We start from the raw sequence: 14829 nt of genomic DNA, 5'->3' as shown, positions 1-14829 counted from the left end.
CAAAATCCCCAACTTTTTTGGCCGGGGATTTTTAGTTTTTAGAATTCCGCGTTTCCTGGAGTTCTTGGGAAGGCGATCACGTCGCGGATATTGCCCATGCCGGTGACGAAGAGTACCATCCGCTCAAAGCCCAAGCCGAACCCCGCGTGCGGGGTCGCTCCAAACCTTCTGGTATCGAGGTACCACCAAAGCTCCTCCTCTGGGATATGCATCTCTTGCATTCTTTGGGTCAGCTTGTCCATGCGCTCCTCACGCTGCGATCCGCCGACGATTTCTCCAATACCCGGGAATAGGATATCCATTGCTGCGACAGTTTTCCCATCCTCGTTTTGACGCATGTAGAAGGCCTTGATCTGTTTTGGATAGTCGGTCAGGATCACCGGCTTTTTGAAATGTTTCTCCACCAGATATCGCTCGTGCTCAGATTGGAGGTCAGCTCCCCATTCCTCGATGAGGTACTGGAATTTTTTCTTCTTGTTGTGGTTGGAATTGCGGAGGATGTCGATGGCCTCGGTGTAGGTGAGCCGAACGAAGTCATTTTCTACCACAAATTTCAGCTTCTCAATCAATCCCAATTCAGCGCGTTGGTCGGCTGGCTTTGTGTTTTCTTCCTCCAATGCTCGCTGAGCCAGAAAGTTGAGGTCTTCCGCACAGTTGTTCAAAGCGTACTGGATTACATATTTTAGAAAATCCTCCGCCAAGTTTTGGTTGTCTTCGGCATCATAGAAGGCCATCTCCGGCTCGATCATCCAGAATTCCGCCAGATGGCGAGTGGTGTTGGAGTTTTCCGCTCGGAAGGTTGGGCCAAAAGTATAGATCTCACCCAAGGCCATCGCCGCCAGTTCTCCTTCTAGTTGACCCGAAACTGTCAGGTTAGTTTCTTTTTCGAAGAAATCCTGCTTGAAATCGATCGCGCCTTCCGAGGTTGTTGGAAGCTTTTTCAGATCCAACGTGGTCACCCGAAACATCTCCCCCGCACCCTCTGCATCCGAGCCGGTGATAATCGGAGTGTGAATGTAGAAGAAGGCTTTGTCATTGAAATATTTATGAACTGCAAAAGCCAGGGCATGTCTCACTCTGAATACCGCGCTGAAGGTATTGGTGCGCATTCTCAGGTGAGCAATGTCTCTGAGGAATTCCAATGAGTGTTTTTTGGGTTGAAGCGGGTATTTTTCCGGATCGGCCTCGCCCAGGATTTCGATGGATTTGGCATTGAGCTCGGAAGATTGTCCCGCGCCCTGTGAAGCGACGACCGTTCCGGTCACTTTGAGACAGGCACCTGTGCTGCATTTTTTCAAAACCTCCTCGGAGATCAGATTGGGATCGGCGACGACCTGGTAGTTGGTGATGATCGAACCGTCATTGAGGGCAATGAAAGAAACATTTTTATTGCTTCTTTTGGTACGAACCCAGCCCATCAGAGTGATTTCTTGTCCGATCAGGTCCTGGTCCAGGACGGCCTTGATTTTGACCCGTTTGTTGAATGCCATTGGAGAGTAATTTATCGGAAAAAATGCTTTTCCGGCCATTTTTTAGTGGAATGCAAAAAAACGATTAAATCACCTTTTTATCAAAAAATTGGGGCTTTTTCCTAAATTTGATTCACTGGCTCTATCCGAAGGGAAGAGCTTTTTTTACCCCAAACAGTAGGTTTTATCTGATTTCAATGCAAAAGCTTAACTTAAGCCAATCTCTTTCCCAGAAGCTTTCTCCCCAGCAAATCCAGTTTATCAAACTGCTGCAAGTACCCACAGCTGAACTGGACGCTCGCATCGAAGAGGAACTGGAAATAAATCCCGCGCTGGAAGAGGGAAAAGATGAGGAACCCGAGCCGAGTCAGGAGGACGACTTTGAAGAATCCTACGAGGAAGAGCGGACCCGGGAGGAGCAAGATCTCAATCTCGAAGACTATCTCGACGACGAGTACAGTGGCTACAAGATGCAGGGCGACGGCAACTACAACGCCGATGACGATGATCGGGAGATTCCGATCTCTTCACAAGCTTCGCTGCATGAGCAATTGATCTCCCAGCTCAGCTATTTGAAGCTGGATGAGCGTCAGAAGATCATCGGCCAGCAGCTCGTAGGCAGTATAGAAAATGACGGCTATATCCGACGGGACCTGGAGGCGATCATCAATGACCTCGCTTTCAGCCAAAATATAGAAACTGACATCGATGAGATGGAGGAGATCCTCCGCAAGATTCAAAATTTTGACCCGGCGGGGATCGCAGCGCGCAGTCTTCAGGAATGCCTGATCATCCAGCTAGAGCGTAAAGAACATCCAGATGATCCGGCTGTCCTGCACGCCCTGTTGATCGTTCAGGAATGTTTCGATGAGTTTACCAAGAAGCATTATTCCAAGATCCAAAAACGGCTAGATCTCGATGAGGATCAGATTAAAGATGCGGTCAATCTGATCACACGACTGAACCCAAAGCCGGGAGGAACCTCTGACGGCATGGTGAGGACGCAGTACATTATTCCGGATTTTATCCTGACAAATACGGGAGGAAAGTTTGAAATCAGCCTTAATTCGAGAAACGCGCCCGAACTCAGGATCTCAAGATCTTATGCGGAGATGTTTGACGCGTATGATAAGAGTGACAAGAAGGACAAAAAACTCAAGGATACGGTCACCTTTGTCAAGCAGAAGCTGGACTCAGCCAAGTGGTTCATCGACGCGATTAAGCAGCGACAAAATACGCTTTTGAGAACCATGGAAGCGATCTTGAATTACCAGAGGGACTTTTTCGTTGACGGAGACGAAACGAATCTCCGCCCGATGATCCTGAAGGATATCGCGGAGCGCATCGACATGGACATCTCCACGGTGTCCAGAGTGGCCAACAGCAAGGCAATTCAAACAGAATTTGGAGTTTATCCGCTGAAGTACTTTTTCTCTGAAGGCATCGCCACCGACAGCGGTGAGGATGTGAGCAATCGGGAAGTCAAATCCGTGCTTCAGGGAATGGTGGACGCTGAGGACAAGAAGCGACCGCTGTCCGATGATAAACTTGTGAAGATGCTAAACAAAAAAGGCTACAACATCGCCCGAAGAACTGTGGCCAAATACAGAGAACAGCTACAGATTCCCGTGGCAAGACTAAGAAAAGAACTGTAGTGCTGCGGTCAGTTGCGTTAGTGATATCTGTGGTTTTCCAACCCCTGTTAATTCCGACGTTGGTTTTTGGGTTGCTATTGTATGGCGTGCCTCAATCTACCAGTATTCCTGCGGAAATTAGGGGCAGCGTTTACTTTCTGATAGTGGTCGCTACGTTGCTGATTCCGATGGTGACTGTTTTTGGACTTCGCTTGACGGGCACATTGAAAAGCCTCCATATGCCGGAAGTGAGGGATCGGCGGGTTCCGTTTGTGATTACGACGCTGTTCTTTCTGTTGACCACTTGGTTTTTGAGACAACGGATGGATTTTGATCCGACGATCTGGCTGGGTATGGCGGTGATCTGTTTTTCGGTGATCTTCTTGACAGCTGTCAGTTTTTTCTGGAAAATGTCAGCCCACATGACGGGACTGGGAGGATTGCTGGCGGTGGTGCTGGTGCTGGGAAGAAAGTTTCCAACCTTTGAAGTGCTGTATCCACTTTTGAGTGTTCTGGTTCTTTGCGGAATCGTCGCATCTGCCAGATTATTTCTTCAGGCTCATCGGCCATTGGAAGTGTATGTCGGCTGGGCAGCGGGTTTTTTGATTTGCTGGTTTGGATTCAGCTGGATTTGGGCTTAAAAAGGATTAGGAAGCTCGACCTAGGTACAAGACTCTTCGGAAAAGAGTCGACAACCTAGATCCATAACGAGAGTGAAAAAGAATGAAATAAGGACCATTTTCGTCCTTCTGATTTCCAGCCCCGACGGACGGTGAGCTTGTCGGACCATGTCAAGGAAAGATCCCATTTGAATACTAGTTGACTAAGTCAGGCTGTCAGATTAGCCACTAAAAAAACGACCGGAAATTACTCCGGTCGTTTTTTGTGGTATTTGCTGATTCAGGCTTTAGAATACTGTGACGGCCACACCGAAGTTAACTTGGCTGGCTTGGGTCGCGAATGGTCCACGTCCTTTTTCCCAGACATCGTTCAAGTAAAAATTGCCCCATACGTAGAAACCGGGAGATCCGGCTTTCACAGAGATTGCATATCTGATTTTTTCCAAACCGTAGCTTTGAGAATCCTTGATTTTGCGCTTGTCAAAGGCGGCAGACTCATATTTGACTTTGGTGTGGGCTTCATAGAGAAATCCGACTTTCCCACCTACGCTGAATCGGAAGCTTTTGCTGTAGTTGTTTTTGTTGAGATGATATCTCAGATCGATCGGAACCTCAAAGTAGTTGGTTGCGAAATTGTTTGTTTTCACAATGATATTGTCGCCGTAGACATCCGTCACGTCCATCAGTTCTGAGGAGTTTGCACCAAGGTCTGTGTTGACAAAGAGGTTTTGGTTGTCGTTGAATTCAATTTTATCAGAGCCTACGCCGAATCCAGGGTTGAGTGTAAAACCCGAATTCTTTCCCATAAGGTAAACTGGAAACTGATAGGAGACATTGAAGGTTCTTGAACCAAAGAAATCCACGCCAATGTTAGAGGGACGGTTGGTTAACTGATTGAACCCAAATTCGAAATTCAAGTCACTCGGAATGTTCGGGCGGCCTCCGATAGGCGTTTTTGGTTTAGTCTCAGAATCCTGCGCCTGCGCAAATTGAAAGGCCAAAATCGCGAGTGACAGCGTAAATAATTTTTTCATCAAAGCGGATACAATTCAGTGTAATGTGGGCAAAAATATAAAATCCCAGAGGATTTACCCCCTTGACTGTCTTAATTATTCTTAAGGTTTCAGGATTGCCGGAAGCACGGAGAAGAAATTTCTTCGAATGGAAATTTGCATAAAAAATTATAATCGGTACTTTTGCAAACCAATTCGGCTTCGTAGCTCAACTGAATAGAGCACCTGATTACGGCTCAGGAGGTTTCAAGTTTGAATCTTGACGAGGTCACTAAGGTAAAAGCTCCACAAGAAGTTGTGGAGCTTTTTTTTGTTTTTGATATTTCCGTCTGATTTTTATCGAGTCCGTCTGGACTTAAGACGAATGGGGATGTGGAGTTGCTGCGAATTCTGCCTTTTGAAGCGACTGATCTAGGCCAGTTCAATAAAGAAAAAGCTTCCTGAAATCCAGGAAGCTTTTGGGTCGGAGATACGGCCGAAAGTGATTTAACTTTCTTTATTTGATTACAATATCCTGCGGCATTCGGACCTGGATGCCTTGGAAGTGCTGAAGGCTTTTGACTTTCTCGATCAGGAAATAGTTTTCTCCCAATTGAGCTTGCAATACTTTGATCTGAACTTTGTCGCCAAAGTCGCTGAGCAAATCTTCAACCCAGGTTTTTTGCTCAGGATAGTAGACGACACGGTAGTCGTCACCGGCGTCAATCTTGCCAGCGGCGATTTCAATGGCGGTGTTTAATCCGCCAAGTACGTCGACCAATCCTCTCTCTTTTGCCTGAGTTCCCGTCCAGACGCGCCCTGAGGCTACTTTTTTCACAGAGTCAGGATGCATGCCACGCCCCTCGGCCACGCGGGAGATGAAGGTTTCGTAGCCTTCTTCGATGCTCGACTGGATGATGGTGCGCTCGACTTCCGTGAGTTCCCGGGTAGGGTTCATAAAGTCGGACAGCTGTCCAGTAGAGACGCCGTCTGTCGTCACTCCCAGTTTGTCGTTCAGCAATTCCTGGACGTTGAACCATAAGCCAAAGATCCCGATTGAACCCGTGATTGTATTGGGCTGAGCGACAATCGTGTCAGCTGGAGCGGAGATATAGTAGCCGCCTGAGGCCGCCACTTCACCCATGGAGACAATCAGCGGCTTGGCTTTTTTGGCTTCTGTCATCTCTCTCCAGATCACGTCTGAAGCTACGATGGAGCCGCCTGGAGAATTCACCCTCAGGACGATTGCCTTGATGTTCTCATCTTTTCGGGCTTTGCGGATCTCCTTCGCGAATTTATCAGAACTCAGAGCTCCGTCCACGTCTCCTCCGACGATGTCTCCCTCAGCCAGGATGACCGCAATACGGTTTCCCGAAGTGATGTTTTTTGACTTTGCCAACGAGCCCAGATCCGTTGCATTGATAGTTGGGATATCGTCATCTTCGCCGATTCCAAGTTTTTCGCGGAGTTTGGTGTGGACTTCATCCTCATAGGCCAGCGCCGTCGCGAGCCCGTAGGTCACGGCATCTTTTGCTTTTCTCACCAGCATCTCAGAGTTGATCTTTTTGAGGCTGTCCAGCGCGATTCCGCGGGTCTCAGCAATCTTGGCAATTGCCAGGTTGTTGATGTCATCGAGGAAATACTGGGTCTGGAGTCGATTTTCAGGACTCATTTTTTCCAGGATGAAAGGCTCCACGGCACTTTTGAATTCGCCGACTCGGAACACTTCAGGCTTGATGCCAACTTTTTCGAAAAGTCCTTTCAGGAAGATTCCTTCGGAGGAAAAACCGTTGAAATCAATCGCTCCCATCGGATTCAGGTAGATTTCATCAGCTGCGGAAGCCAGGAAATAGCCACCTTCGGAATAGGCTTCGTCATAAGTGATGATGAACTTTCCGGACTCTTTGAAGTCAACCAACGCCTCTCTCAACTCCAAAAGATTTGCCTGACCTGCGATGATCAACCCAGCATTCAGATAGATCCCCTTGATATTTTCGTTGGTTTTTGCTTCCAGGATCGCCTTCTTCAAATTTACCAGTCCGGCATTTAAGTCGCCTCCGAAGGGGCTGCCCAAAAAGCCAAGGTCAAGCTCGTCTTCAGCTGTCTTTTCGACCAGCATTCTGCCGTTCAGATCTAGATGCAAGACGGTATTTTCTTTGACTGAAACCTCTGTCTCGGACGACGCGGCGATCATGCCGACTATGCCAAAAAAGACCAGAAAACCGAGAATCGAAAATATAAATAAGCCTACTATAACGGCCAATACATTGCCTAAGAATTTCATGAGATTAGAATTTGGAGTCTAAATTAGCTTTTTTTGATTGACCTTTACAATCGAACCCTTACAAGTGATGCAAACTGAGGTCGTATTTAGTCTAGGAGGAAACAGAGGAGATAGCCAACTGCTACTGTCTCAGGCAGTAGAGGCGCTTAGCTGCCATTTCCAACTGGTAAACACATCTTCTGTGTACGAAACTGCGGCCTGGGGAGGTGTGGCCAAGGGCGATTTTTTGAATCAAATTGCTGTGTTTTTGACGGAAAAGGAGCCAGAAGAGCTACTGAAGATTATCCATAAAATTGAAGCGGATCTGGGAAGAAAGCGTGAAGAGCCGTGGGGTGACCGGACCATGGATATCGATATTGTCTACTTCGGAGAGCAGGTGATTGATTCGGACCAGTTGAAAGTACCGCACCCGTTTATCGCTCAACGGAAGTTTGTATTGGCTCCGCTCGCAGAGATTTTGCCTTTGAAGGTTCACCCGTTTTCTGGAAAAAACTCACTGGAAATGCTGACCGAATGTGAAGACAAAAGCGAGGTAAGGCGGTACGAAAAGAAAGTCTGAAGTTCGATGCGCCAGAGAAAACTCAGGCTTTTGCCAGATAGAGTTGGAACTCCAGTGGACTGCAGGACTTGAACTCATCCACTTCCAGATCATCAAAGATTTCTTCGTCAAATTCCATCTCGGTCTTTTCGATCCTGCCATCGGGATGCACGATGAGCTCGATGCCGGTGAAATCTGTCGGATTGACCATGACCAGAATTTGGTAGTCGTCGAAATTCCGCTTGAAATAGTGAGAAATTGCCTTCGCCATGAGTTTTTATGCAAAGCTAATGATTGACTGTTCAATGAAGCGGGATACTGGTTGTAAATGACTCAGCTGAGGTAGTATCGAGGCCGACGATCGAGCGATATTTATTGTGAAAATGACATCAGAGAATATTTTTTTTTGAAAAAATTGCAATCATGCTTTGCAAATTCCAATCCCTTTCTAAATTTGCCCAAGTCTTATGAAAACAATCGCGAACAAATTCTGGTGGTGGCATTCTACAACTTTCCAAGGGAGAGCTCAGAAAGCCGTTGCCTAAAAATTGCGCAACCACATAGTAAAAGGCTTACTGGATTCCCGGTAAGCCTTTTTTCATGCCAAAAAATCAAACCTGAATGAGCCACGTAAAATTTCCGATTTTGACCACGTACCGCAAGAGACTGGCGGATACCATTACTCCGGTTAGCATTTACCTGCAGATCAGAGACCGTTTTGCCAATCCGATCCTGCTCGAAAGCTCCGACTACCACGGTCAGGAAAACAGCTATTCCTTTATCTGCTTCAACCCGCTTGCTACTTTTAGTTTTAATGCCGGAAAGGTGCGGGAGACGCTTCCCATCGGAGAAGTTTTGGAATATGAAGTGACTGCCAAAAACAGACTGATGGATTGCCTCAGGGCTTTCGGGAAAAAGTTTGATCCGACTCCGGACAAGTTTAAGTTCAGCACCAACGGCTTGTTTGGCTATATCCAATACGACACGCTGGCCTATTTTGAAGATATCAAACTCCAAAATACGAGTCCTAATGAGACTCCGATGATGCAGTACTCCATGTACCAAAACATCATCGTAGTGGATCATTACAAAAATGAATTGCACCTTTTCGAGCACCGCATTGCCGGAGCTGAAAACCCAGAGTACATGGGAGAAATCGAAACGCTGCTCAACAACAAGAACATCCCCGCCTATTCATTCAAAAAAGTCGGCGAGGAAGTGTCCAATTATACCGACGAGCAGTTTCTGAAAATACTGAATCAGGGCCGTGAGCACTGCTTTCGGGGAGACGTCTTCCAAATCGTACTTTCCCGCCGGTTTACCACCGATTTCAAAGGAGACGAATTCAATGTGTACCGTGCCCTGAGATCGGTTAACCCATCACCTTATCTGTTCTATTTTGACTACGGTTCCTTCAAAGTTTTTGGCAGCTCGCCAGAAGCTCAGATTGTAGTGAAAAACCGGACTGCAACGATCTTTCCCATCGCCGGGACTTTCCGCAGAACAGGAAATGATGCGGAAGATGCCGAGTTGGCGAGAAAGCTCTACGACGATCCCAAGGAAAATTCTGAGCATGTGATGCTCGTGGACTTGGCCAGAAACGACCTTTCCCGCTCCTCCAATACCGTGAATGTGGATGTATTCAAAGAAATTCAATACTACTCTCACGTCATCCACTTGGTGTCCAAAGTGACTGGACAACTTCCGGACGGAGCCAATCCACTCCAATTGGTGGCGGATACTTTCCCTGCCGGCACCTTGACCGGAGCACCAAAGTATCGTGCAATGGAACTGATCGACGAACTGGAAAATGTCAGCCGTCAGTTTTACGGAGGGGCAATTGGATACTTGGGATTCAATGGGGATTTCAATCACGCCATTCTGATCCGGTCTTTTGTGTCAGAAAACAATCAACTCCGATTCCAGGCCGGCGCCGGGGTGGTGGCGAAAAGCTCAATTCCATCAGAATTGCAGGAAGTAGCAAACAAATTAGAGGCTTTGAGAGTCGCTCTGAGAGCGGCAGAAAATATTTGACCCAACTAAGATGAAAATATTAGTACTCGATAATTACGACTCGTTCACCTACAACCTGGTCTACATCGTCCGTCAACTGGGCTATGGGCCTCAGATGGATGTCTTCCGAAATGACAAAATCAGCTTGGAGGATGTGGCTCAATACGACAAAATCCTGCTTTCGCCGGGTCCAGGCGTTCCTTCCGAAGCTGGGATCATGCCCGAACTACTGAAGAAATATGCAGCGTCAAAGTCCATTCTTGGCGTTTGCCTTGGACATCAGGCCATTGGCGAAGCTTTTGGCGGCAGCCTGATCAATCTTTCTGAAGTGCTGCACGGTGTGGCTTCCAAAGTGACGATTCAAAAAGACTTGCTTTTCGACCAAATCCCCGATACATTTAGTATTGGAAGATATCACTCCTGGGTCATTGACGAATCCACCCTTTCGCCTGATCTCGAAGTGATTGCCCGTACTCCGGACCAACAAATCATGGCCGTTCGCCACAGAAAGTTTGACGTCAGAGGAGTGCAGTTTCACCCAGAGAGCATCCTGACAGAAAACGGCGTCAAAATCATGCAAAACTGGCTGGAATCCTGATTTAGGCTTCATCCGTCACCCATCATCCCACCCACTCGTAATGAAAGAAATCCTCAATCAATTAATCGAACATAAGACACTCTCCCAAGATCAAGCCCGGGAAGTGTTGAAAAACCTGGCGACTGGTTCCTATAATCAAAGTCAGATAGCTGCTTTTATGACCGTGTATCTGATGCGCTCCATCACGGTGGAGGAGTTGCGGGGTTTTAGGGAGGCCATGTTGGAGCTTTGCATTCCGGTAGAGATTGCCGAATACGATGCGATGGATCTCTGCGGCACGGGCGGCGACGGCAAGGATACCTTCAATATTTCCACGCTGTCTTCCTTCATCGTCGCAGGGGCGGGGCAGAATGTGGCCAAACACGGGAATACGGGCGTTTCGTCGATCTGCGGCTCGTCCAACCTGTTGGCATATTTCGGATATGAGTTTACTAATGACATCGGGGAAATCAGACGATCGTTGGACGAGGCGGGACTCTGCTTCCTTCACGCGCCACTTTTCCACCCCGCTATGAAAAACGTCGCCCCCATCCGAAAGGAACTTGGCGTGAAGACATTTTTCAACATGCTCGGGCCGATGGTGAATCCCAGTTTTCCAAGAAAACAGCTAGTCGGTGTCTTTAGCTTGGAGCTTGCCCGTTTGTACGGATACCTCTACCAGGAGATGGAGGGGAGATTTTCGATCCTGCATGCGCTGGATGGCTACGATGAGATCTCGCTCACGGGGCCGTTTAAGATGATCTCCAATCAGGGAGAGAAGCTGCTTCATCCTGAGAATATCGGCCTCAGCAGGATTTCTGCCGAAAGTATTGCCGGAGGAAATTCCATCCAGGAGTCCGCCAAAATATTTGAAAGTGTGTTGAAAGGAAAAGGAACGAACAGCCAAAACTCCGTCGTGACCGCCAATGCGGCCGCTGCCTTGGTGACGGCGCGCGAAAACTTGGCTTTCACCGATGCCGTAGCGTTGGCCGAGGAAGTTTTGCTCAGCGGCAAAGCACTTCGGGTATTCGACGGACTGGTCAATCCCAAAACCTCAGTTTCATTAGCTTAAATTCCCATGAATATTTTAGATAAAATCATTGCTTCCAAATACCGGGAAGTGGAAGAAAGAAAGAGTTTGGTGCCGGTGAAACTGTTGGAAAGCAGCGTGTTTTTTGACGGAAAGGTGGTATCGATGAAGAAGTACGTGACCAATCCCGAGAAATCGGGAATCATCGCGGAGTTCAAACGCAAGTCGCCTTCCAAGGGACTGATCAACGGCTCCGCATCTGTCGAAAAAGTAAGCATCGGCTACATGCAGGCCGGAGCTTCGGCCTTGTCTGTATTGACCGACAAAGAGTACTTTGGCGGTACAAGCGAGGATCTGAAGACTGCCAGGAAATTCAACTTCTGCCCGATTATCCGAAAGGATTTCGTCGTGGACGAGTACCAGATCCTGGAGGCTAAATCCATGGGGGCCGACTGCATCCTGTTGATCGCCGCGGCTCTGGAACCAGCGAATCTGAAGTCCCTTGCGGCTTTTGCAAAGAGTTTGGGGCTGGAAGTGCTGATGGAAGTGCATGACGGAGAAGAGCTGGAAAGAAGCCTTTGCGATGACTTGGATTTGGTCGGTGTGAACAACCGAAACCTGAAGACCTTTGAAGTGTCCGTGGATACTTCGCTTGCTTTAGTGGATCAGATTCCCAACACTTTTGTCAAAGTATCCGAAAGCGGAATCTCCGATCCGAAGACAATGGTGCAATTGAAAAAGGCGGGTTTTGACGGATTCTTGATCGGCGAGAACTTCATGAAATCCGGCAGGCCGGAACAGGCTGCTTACAATTTTATCAAGGAATTTAGAAAACTCCTGGCCGCTGAGACGACGCTGAGCAACTCCTGATGGAAGTCAAAGTCTGTGGCATGCGGGAGCGGGAGAATATCCTGAGGTTGGTTTCGGAGGTGAAGCCCGACTGGATGGGCTTGATCTTTTATCCGAAATCTCAGCGATTTGTCGCCGATGAATTTGCTTCTCAGGTTGCTGGAGTTGATGTGAAAAAAGTAGGGGTCTTTGTCAATGAAAGTTTGACGGAGATACTGAAGAAGATTGAGATGTTTCAACTTTCCGCAGTTCAACTTCATGGAAGCGAGACGGTCGGATTTGTCGAAGAATTGAGTCAGAAAACAAAGGCGGAAATCTGGAAAGTAGTCTCTGTACGGGAGGCGATTGACTGGGAAAGTCTCAGGGGATATTTGCCTTTTTTGAGCAAATTTCTCTTCGATACCGCGACGTCGGAGCATGGTGGTTCGGGGCGGAAGTTTGACTGGGAGATTCTAGAGAGCTATCCCTTCGAGACGGGCTTTTTCCTGAGCGGAGGGTTGGATGAAGGAAGCGCTGCCGAGGTTTTGGCTTTGGCAGAGAAAGTCCCGCAGCTCGAAGGCGTGGATCTGAACTCGAAATTTGAGGATGCGCCGGGGCTGAAAAATATTGAGAAACTAAAGAATTTTAAAATCGTCTTGGCTCTGCCAGATGCTAATAACCAATAACCTAATAAACCATTTTCCAATGATAGGTGTAGATGAAAAGGGCTTTTACGGCAAGTTTGGCGGAGCCTACATTCCTGAGATGCTGTATCCCAATGTTGAAGAACTGAAGGAGAATTACGAATCCATCCTGGCTTCGAAGGAATTTCAGGATGAATTCAGAGGTTTGCTGAAAGACTATGTCGGACGTCCGACTCCTCTGTATTTTGCTTCCAGACTTTCGGAAAAATATAGAGCGAAAATTTATCTGAAGCGTGAAGATCTCTGCCACACCGGTGCACACAAGGTCAACAATACCATTGGTCAGATCATCCTGGCGAAGAAGCTTGGGAAAAAGCGCATTATCGCCGAGACCGGAGCGGGACAACACGGTGTAGCCACAGCGACAGTCTGCGCGCTGATGGGAATGGAATGCACGGTCTACATGGGCGAGATCGACATTGCGCGACAGCGTCCCAATGTAGAGCGGATGAAGATCCTTGGCGCGACCGTGGTTCCGGCCGTATCTGGCTCCAAAACCCTAAAAGATGCGACAAATGAAGCCATGCGCGCTTGGATCAACAACCCGGTGGATACGCATTACATCATCGGCTCGGTGGTCGGTCCGCACCCTTATCCGGAGATGGTGGCGCGGTTTCAGTCGGTGATTTCCGAAGAGATCAAGTGGCAGCTTAAGGAAAAAGAAGGACGGGAAAACCCGGATATCGTCATCGCCTGTGTGGGTGGTGGATCGAATGCCGCCGGGGCTTTTTACCATTACTATAATACACCTGAGGTTCGTCTCGTGGCTGCTGAAGCGGCCGGTTTGGGCGTCAGCTCAGGCAAATCTGCAGCGACAACAGCATTAGGATCTCCGGGAATCCTGCACGGATCGAAGACGATTCTGATGCAGACCGAAGACGGTCAGGTGGTGGAGCCGCATTCTATCTCTGCGGGATTGGATTATCCGGGCATCGGGCCGGTTCACGCGCATCTTTTTGATGTGGGAAGAGGGGAGTTTGTCGCAGTGGAGGACAAAGACGCCATGGCATCTGGCATCGAGCTCAGCAAGTTGGAGGGAATCATTCCTGCCATCGAATCCGCTCATGCGCTGTATGCCTTGAATATGATCGAATACTCTAAGGATGACGTGATCGTGGTGAACCTCTCGGGCCGTGGCGACAAGGATCTGGAAACGTATATCAAGTGGGGAAATTATTGATTTACGAGGTGGTGAGGAACTTCAATTCATATTCTTCCAATTTTCCCGGTTTGGGAAATGATGGGTATTGAATATTGATTGCTGAATACCGAGGTCTCAGACCTTGCAACCTTCTTTACAGCCTTCCAGCTTAATTTTCCAATTTTAAAATCTTCCAATTTTTCAATACAGAAAATGAACAGAATTCATACCCTATTTAAAGAAAAGGACTCCCGGGTACTTTCTATTTACTTCACGGCTGGTTTCCCCAATCTCGACGACACGGTTCCGATCATGGAGGCGATCCAAGCTGGTGGGGCAGATATCATCGAGATCGGCGTTCCGTATTCCGATCCGGTGGCCGATGGTCCGACGATCCAGGACAGCAACAAGATCGCCTTGGACAACGGCATGAGCATGAAGTTGCTCTTTGAGCAATTGAGGGGCTTTCGTGCCAAAATCCACCTCCCGGTTGTACTGATGGGTTATTTGAACCCGATCATGCAGTTTGGGATGGAGGCTTTTTGTCAAAAGTGCAAAGAAGTCGGAGTGGATGGACTGATCGTCCCCGATCTGCCGATGCAGCAATATTTGGAAGACTACAAGGCAATGTTTGATCAATATGGCATCGTGAATACCTTCCTGATTTCTCCGCAGACTTCCGAAAAACGTATCCGTGAGATCGATGAGAAGACGGATGGATTCATCTATATGGTCTCCTCACATGCTGTGACCGGAGCTAAAACGGATATTTCTGAGGAGCAGGTGGCCTATTTTGAGCGGGTTGCTGCGATGAACCTGAAGAATCCACGGTTGATCGGCTTTGGGATCTCAGACGCCAAAACCTTCACATCGGCCTCACGGTTTAGTAACGGGGCGATTATCGGGTCGGCTTTCATCAAGACGATCAAAGATTCTGAAAACCTGAGCGAACGCATCCAGACTTACCTCCAATCAGTAGTCAACTAGCTAATTCCAACT

At 48.0% G+C, this 14829-nt stretch carries 14 protein-coding genes and 1 tRNA gene; 11 read left to right on the top strand and 4 right to left on the bottom strand.

Annotation, left to right across the window (positions count from 1 at the left end; translation table 11 throughout):
• Positions 1 to 38: 38 nt before the first annotated feature.
• The gene (gene asnS, locus G459_RS0116770; protein ID WP_026968680.1) at positions 39 to 1490 is read right to left on the bottom strand and encodes an asparagine--tRNA ligase; all 1452 of its coding nucleotides are present in this window, start codon (positions 1488 to 1490) and stop codon (positions 39 to 41) included.
• 176 nt (positions 1491 to 1666) lie between these two features.
• Between asnS and rpoN the strand changes: the two genes are divergently transcribed.
• Both rpoN and G459_RS0116760 read left to right on the top strand, forming a co-directional pair.
• The gene (gene rpoN, locus G459_RS0116765; RefSeq protein ID WP_026968679.1) at positions 1667 to 3124 is read left to right on the top strand and encodes an RNA polymerase factor sigma-54; all 1458 of its coding nucleotides are present in this window, start codon (positions 1667 to 1669) and stop codon (positions 3122 to 3124) included.
• Between the two features lie 29 nt (positions 3125 to 3153).
• Positions 3154 to 3744 (top strand): PA-phosphatase, encoded by a 591-nt coding sequence (locus tag G459_RS0116760; RefSeq protein WP_245588196.1) that lies wholly within the window; start codon positions 3154 to 3156, stop codon positions 3742 to 3744.
• Between the two features lie 266 nt (positions 3745 to 4010).
• Here the strand turns inward: G459_RS0116760 and G459_RS0116755 are convergent, their stop codons facing one another.
• The gene (locus G459_RS0116755; protein ID WP_026968677.1) at positions 4011 to 4757 is read right to left on the bottom strand and encodes a porin family protein; all 747 of its coding nucleotides are present in this window, start codon (positions 4755 to 4757) and stop codon (positions 4011 to 4013) included.
• A gap of 176 nt (positions 4758 to 4933) precedes the next feature.
• Between G459_RS0116755 and G459_RS0116750 the strand changes: the two genes are divergently transcribed.
• A tRNA-Arg gene (locus G459_RS0116750) sits at positions 4934 to 5007 on the top strand.
• A gap of 225 nt (positions 5008 to 5232) precedes the next feature.
• Here the strand turns inward: G459_RS0116750 and sppA are convergent.
• Positions 5233 to 6999, bottom strand: coding sequence for a signal peptide peptidase SppA (gene sppA / locus G459_RS0116745; RefSeq protein WP_026968676.1), 1767 nt, complete (start codon positions 6997 to 6999; stop codon positions 5233 to 5235).
• Positions 7000 to 7066: 67 nt separating this feature from the next.
• On the opposite strand from sppA, the gene folK reads away from it, so the two are divergent.
• Complete coding sequence (gene folK / locus G459_RS0116740) at positions 7067 to 7558, top strand: 2-amino-4-hydroxy-6-hydroxymethyldihydropteridine diphosphokinase (protein WP_026968675.1); 492 nt, start codon at positions 7067 to 7069, stop codon at positions 7556 to 7558.
• 22 nt (positions 7559 to 7580) lie between these two features.
• On the opposite strand, the gene G459_RS0116735 is transcribed toward folK, so the two are convergent.
• Positions 7581 to 7808, bottom strand: coding sequence for a hypothetical protein (locus G459_RS0116735; RefSeq protein ID WP_026968674.1), 228 nt, complete (start codon positions 7806 to 7808; stop codon positions 7581 to 7583).
• 350 nt (positions 7809 to 8158) lie between these two features.
• Between G459_RS0116735 and G459_RS0116725 the strand changes: the two genes are divergently transcribed.
• The 7 genes from G459_RS0116725 to trpA all read left to right on the top strand — a co-directional run bounded on the left by G459_RS0116725 (position 8159) and on the right by trpA (position 14817).
• Positions 8159 to 9571 carry an anthranilate synthase component I family protein gene (locus G459_RS0116725; protein ID WP_026968673.1) on the top strand — a complete coding sequence of 471 codons (1413 nt, stop codon included), beginning with the start codon at positions 8159 to 8161 and terminating at the stop codon, positions 9569 to 9571.
• Positions 9572 to 9581: 10 nt separating this feature from the next.
• Positions 9582 to 10148, top strand: coding sequence for an anthranilate synthase component II (locus G459_RS0116720; RefSeq protein ID WP_026968672.1), 567 nt, complete (start codon positions 9582 to 9584; stop codon positions 10146 to 10148).
• Positions 10149 to 10188: 40 nt separating this feature from the next.
• On the top strand, positions 10189 to 11199 hold the full coding sequence (gene trpD, locus G459_RS0116715; protein WP_026968671.1) for an anthranilate phosphoribosyltransferase: 1011 nt from the start codon (positions 10189 to 10191) through the stop codon (positions 11197 to 11199).
• A 6-nt stretch (positions 11200 to 11205) separates the two neighbouring features.
• Entirely contained in the window at positions 11206 to 12027 is an 822-nt protein-coding gene (gene trpC / locus G459_RS0116710) for an indole-3-glycerol phosphate synthase TrpC (protein WP_026968670.1), read from the top strand.
• Complete coding sequence (locus G459_RS0116705) at positions 12027 to 12671, top strand: phosphoribosylanthranilate isomerase (RefSeq protein WP_026968669.1); 645 nt, start codon at positions 12027 to 12029, stop codon at positions 12669 to 12671. The genes trpC and G459_RS0116705 overlap by 1 nt, the downstream gene beginning before the upstream one ends.
• 19 nt (positions 12672 to 12690) lie before the next feature.
• Positions 12691 to 13869, top strand: a complete 1179-nt coding sequence (trpB, locus tag G459_RS0116700; RefSeq protein ID WP_026968668.1) for a tryptophan synthase subunit beta — start codon at positions 12691 to 12693, stop codon at positions 13867 to 13869.
• Between the two features lie 174 nt (positions 13870 to 14043).
• Complete coding sequence (trpA, locus tag G459_RS0116695; RefSeq protein WP_026968667.1) at positions 14044 to 14817, top strand: tryptophan synthase subunit alpha; 774 nt, start codon at positions 14044 to 14046, stop codon at positions 14815 to 14817.
• The last annotated feature ends 12 nt before the right edge of the window (positions 14818 to 14829 follow it).

This window comes from Algoriphagus terrigena DSM 22685 (genome assembly GCF_000429445.1).
GTDB classification, from domain to species: domain Bacteria; phylum Bacteroidota; class Bacteroidia; order Cytophagales; family Cyclobacteriaceae; genus Algoriphagus; species Algoriphagus terrigena.
This window is presented reverse-complemented; position numbering and strand designations above follow the sequence as displayed.

What these genes read in the sequence shown, in the direction of transcription:
- asnS (WP_026968680.1), bottom strand. Translation starts at nt 1,490, where the DNA reads ATGGCATTCAACAAACGGGTCAAAATCAAGGCCGTCCTGGACCAGGAC.
- rpoN (WP_026968679.1), top strand. Translation starts at nt 1,667, where the DNA reads ATGCAAAAGCTTAACTTAAGCCAATCTCTTTCCCAGAAGCTTTCTCCC.
- G459_RS0116755 (WP_026968677.1), bottom strand. Translation starts at nt 4,757, where the DNA reads ATGAAAAAATTATTTACGCTGTCACTCGCGATTTTGGCCTTTCAATTT.
- sppA (WP_026968676.1), bottom strand. Translation starts at nt 6,999, where the DNA reads ATGAAATTCTTAGGCAATGTATTGGCCGTTATAGTAGGCTTATTTATA.
- folK (WP_026968675.1), top strand. Translation starts at nt 7,067, where the DNA reads ATGCAAACTGAGGTCGTATTTAGTCTAGGAGGAAACAGAGGAGATAGC.
- G459_RS0116735 (WP_026968674.1), bottom strand. Translation starts at nt 7,808, where the DNA reads ATGGCGAAGGCAATTTCTCACTATTTCAAGCGGAATTTCGACGACTAC.
- G459_RS0116725 (WP_026968673.1), top strand. Translation starts at nt 8,159, where the DNA reads ATGAGCCACGTAAAATTTCCGATTTTGACCACGTACCGCAAGAGACTG.
- G459_RS0116720 (WP_026968672.1), top strand. Translation starts at nt 9,582, where the DNA reads ATGAAAATATTAGTACTCGATAATTACGACTCGTTCACCTACAACCTG.
- trpD (WP_026968671.1), top strand. Translation starts at nt 10,189, where the DNA reads ATGAAAGAAATCCTCAATCAATTAATCGAACATAAGACACTCTCCCAA.
- trpC (WP_026968670.1), top strand. Translation starts at nt 11,206, where the DNA reads ATGAATATTTTAGATAAAATCATTGCTTCCAAATACCGGGAAGTGGAA.
- G459_RS0116705 (WP_026968669.1), top strand. Translation starts at nt 12,027, where the DNA reads ATGGAAGTCAAAGTCTGTGGCATGCGGGAGCGGGAGAATATCCTGAGG.
- trpB (WP_026968668.1), top strand. Translation starts at nt 12,691, where the DNA reads ATGATAGGTGTAGATGAAAAGGGCTTTTACGGCAAGTTTGGCGGAGCC.
- trpA (WP_026968667.1), top strand. Translation starts at nt 14,044, where the DNA reads ATGAACAGAATTCATACCCTATTTAAAGAAAAGGACTCCCGGGTACTT.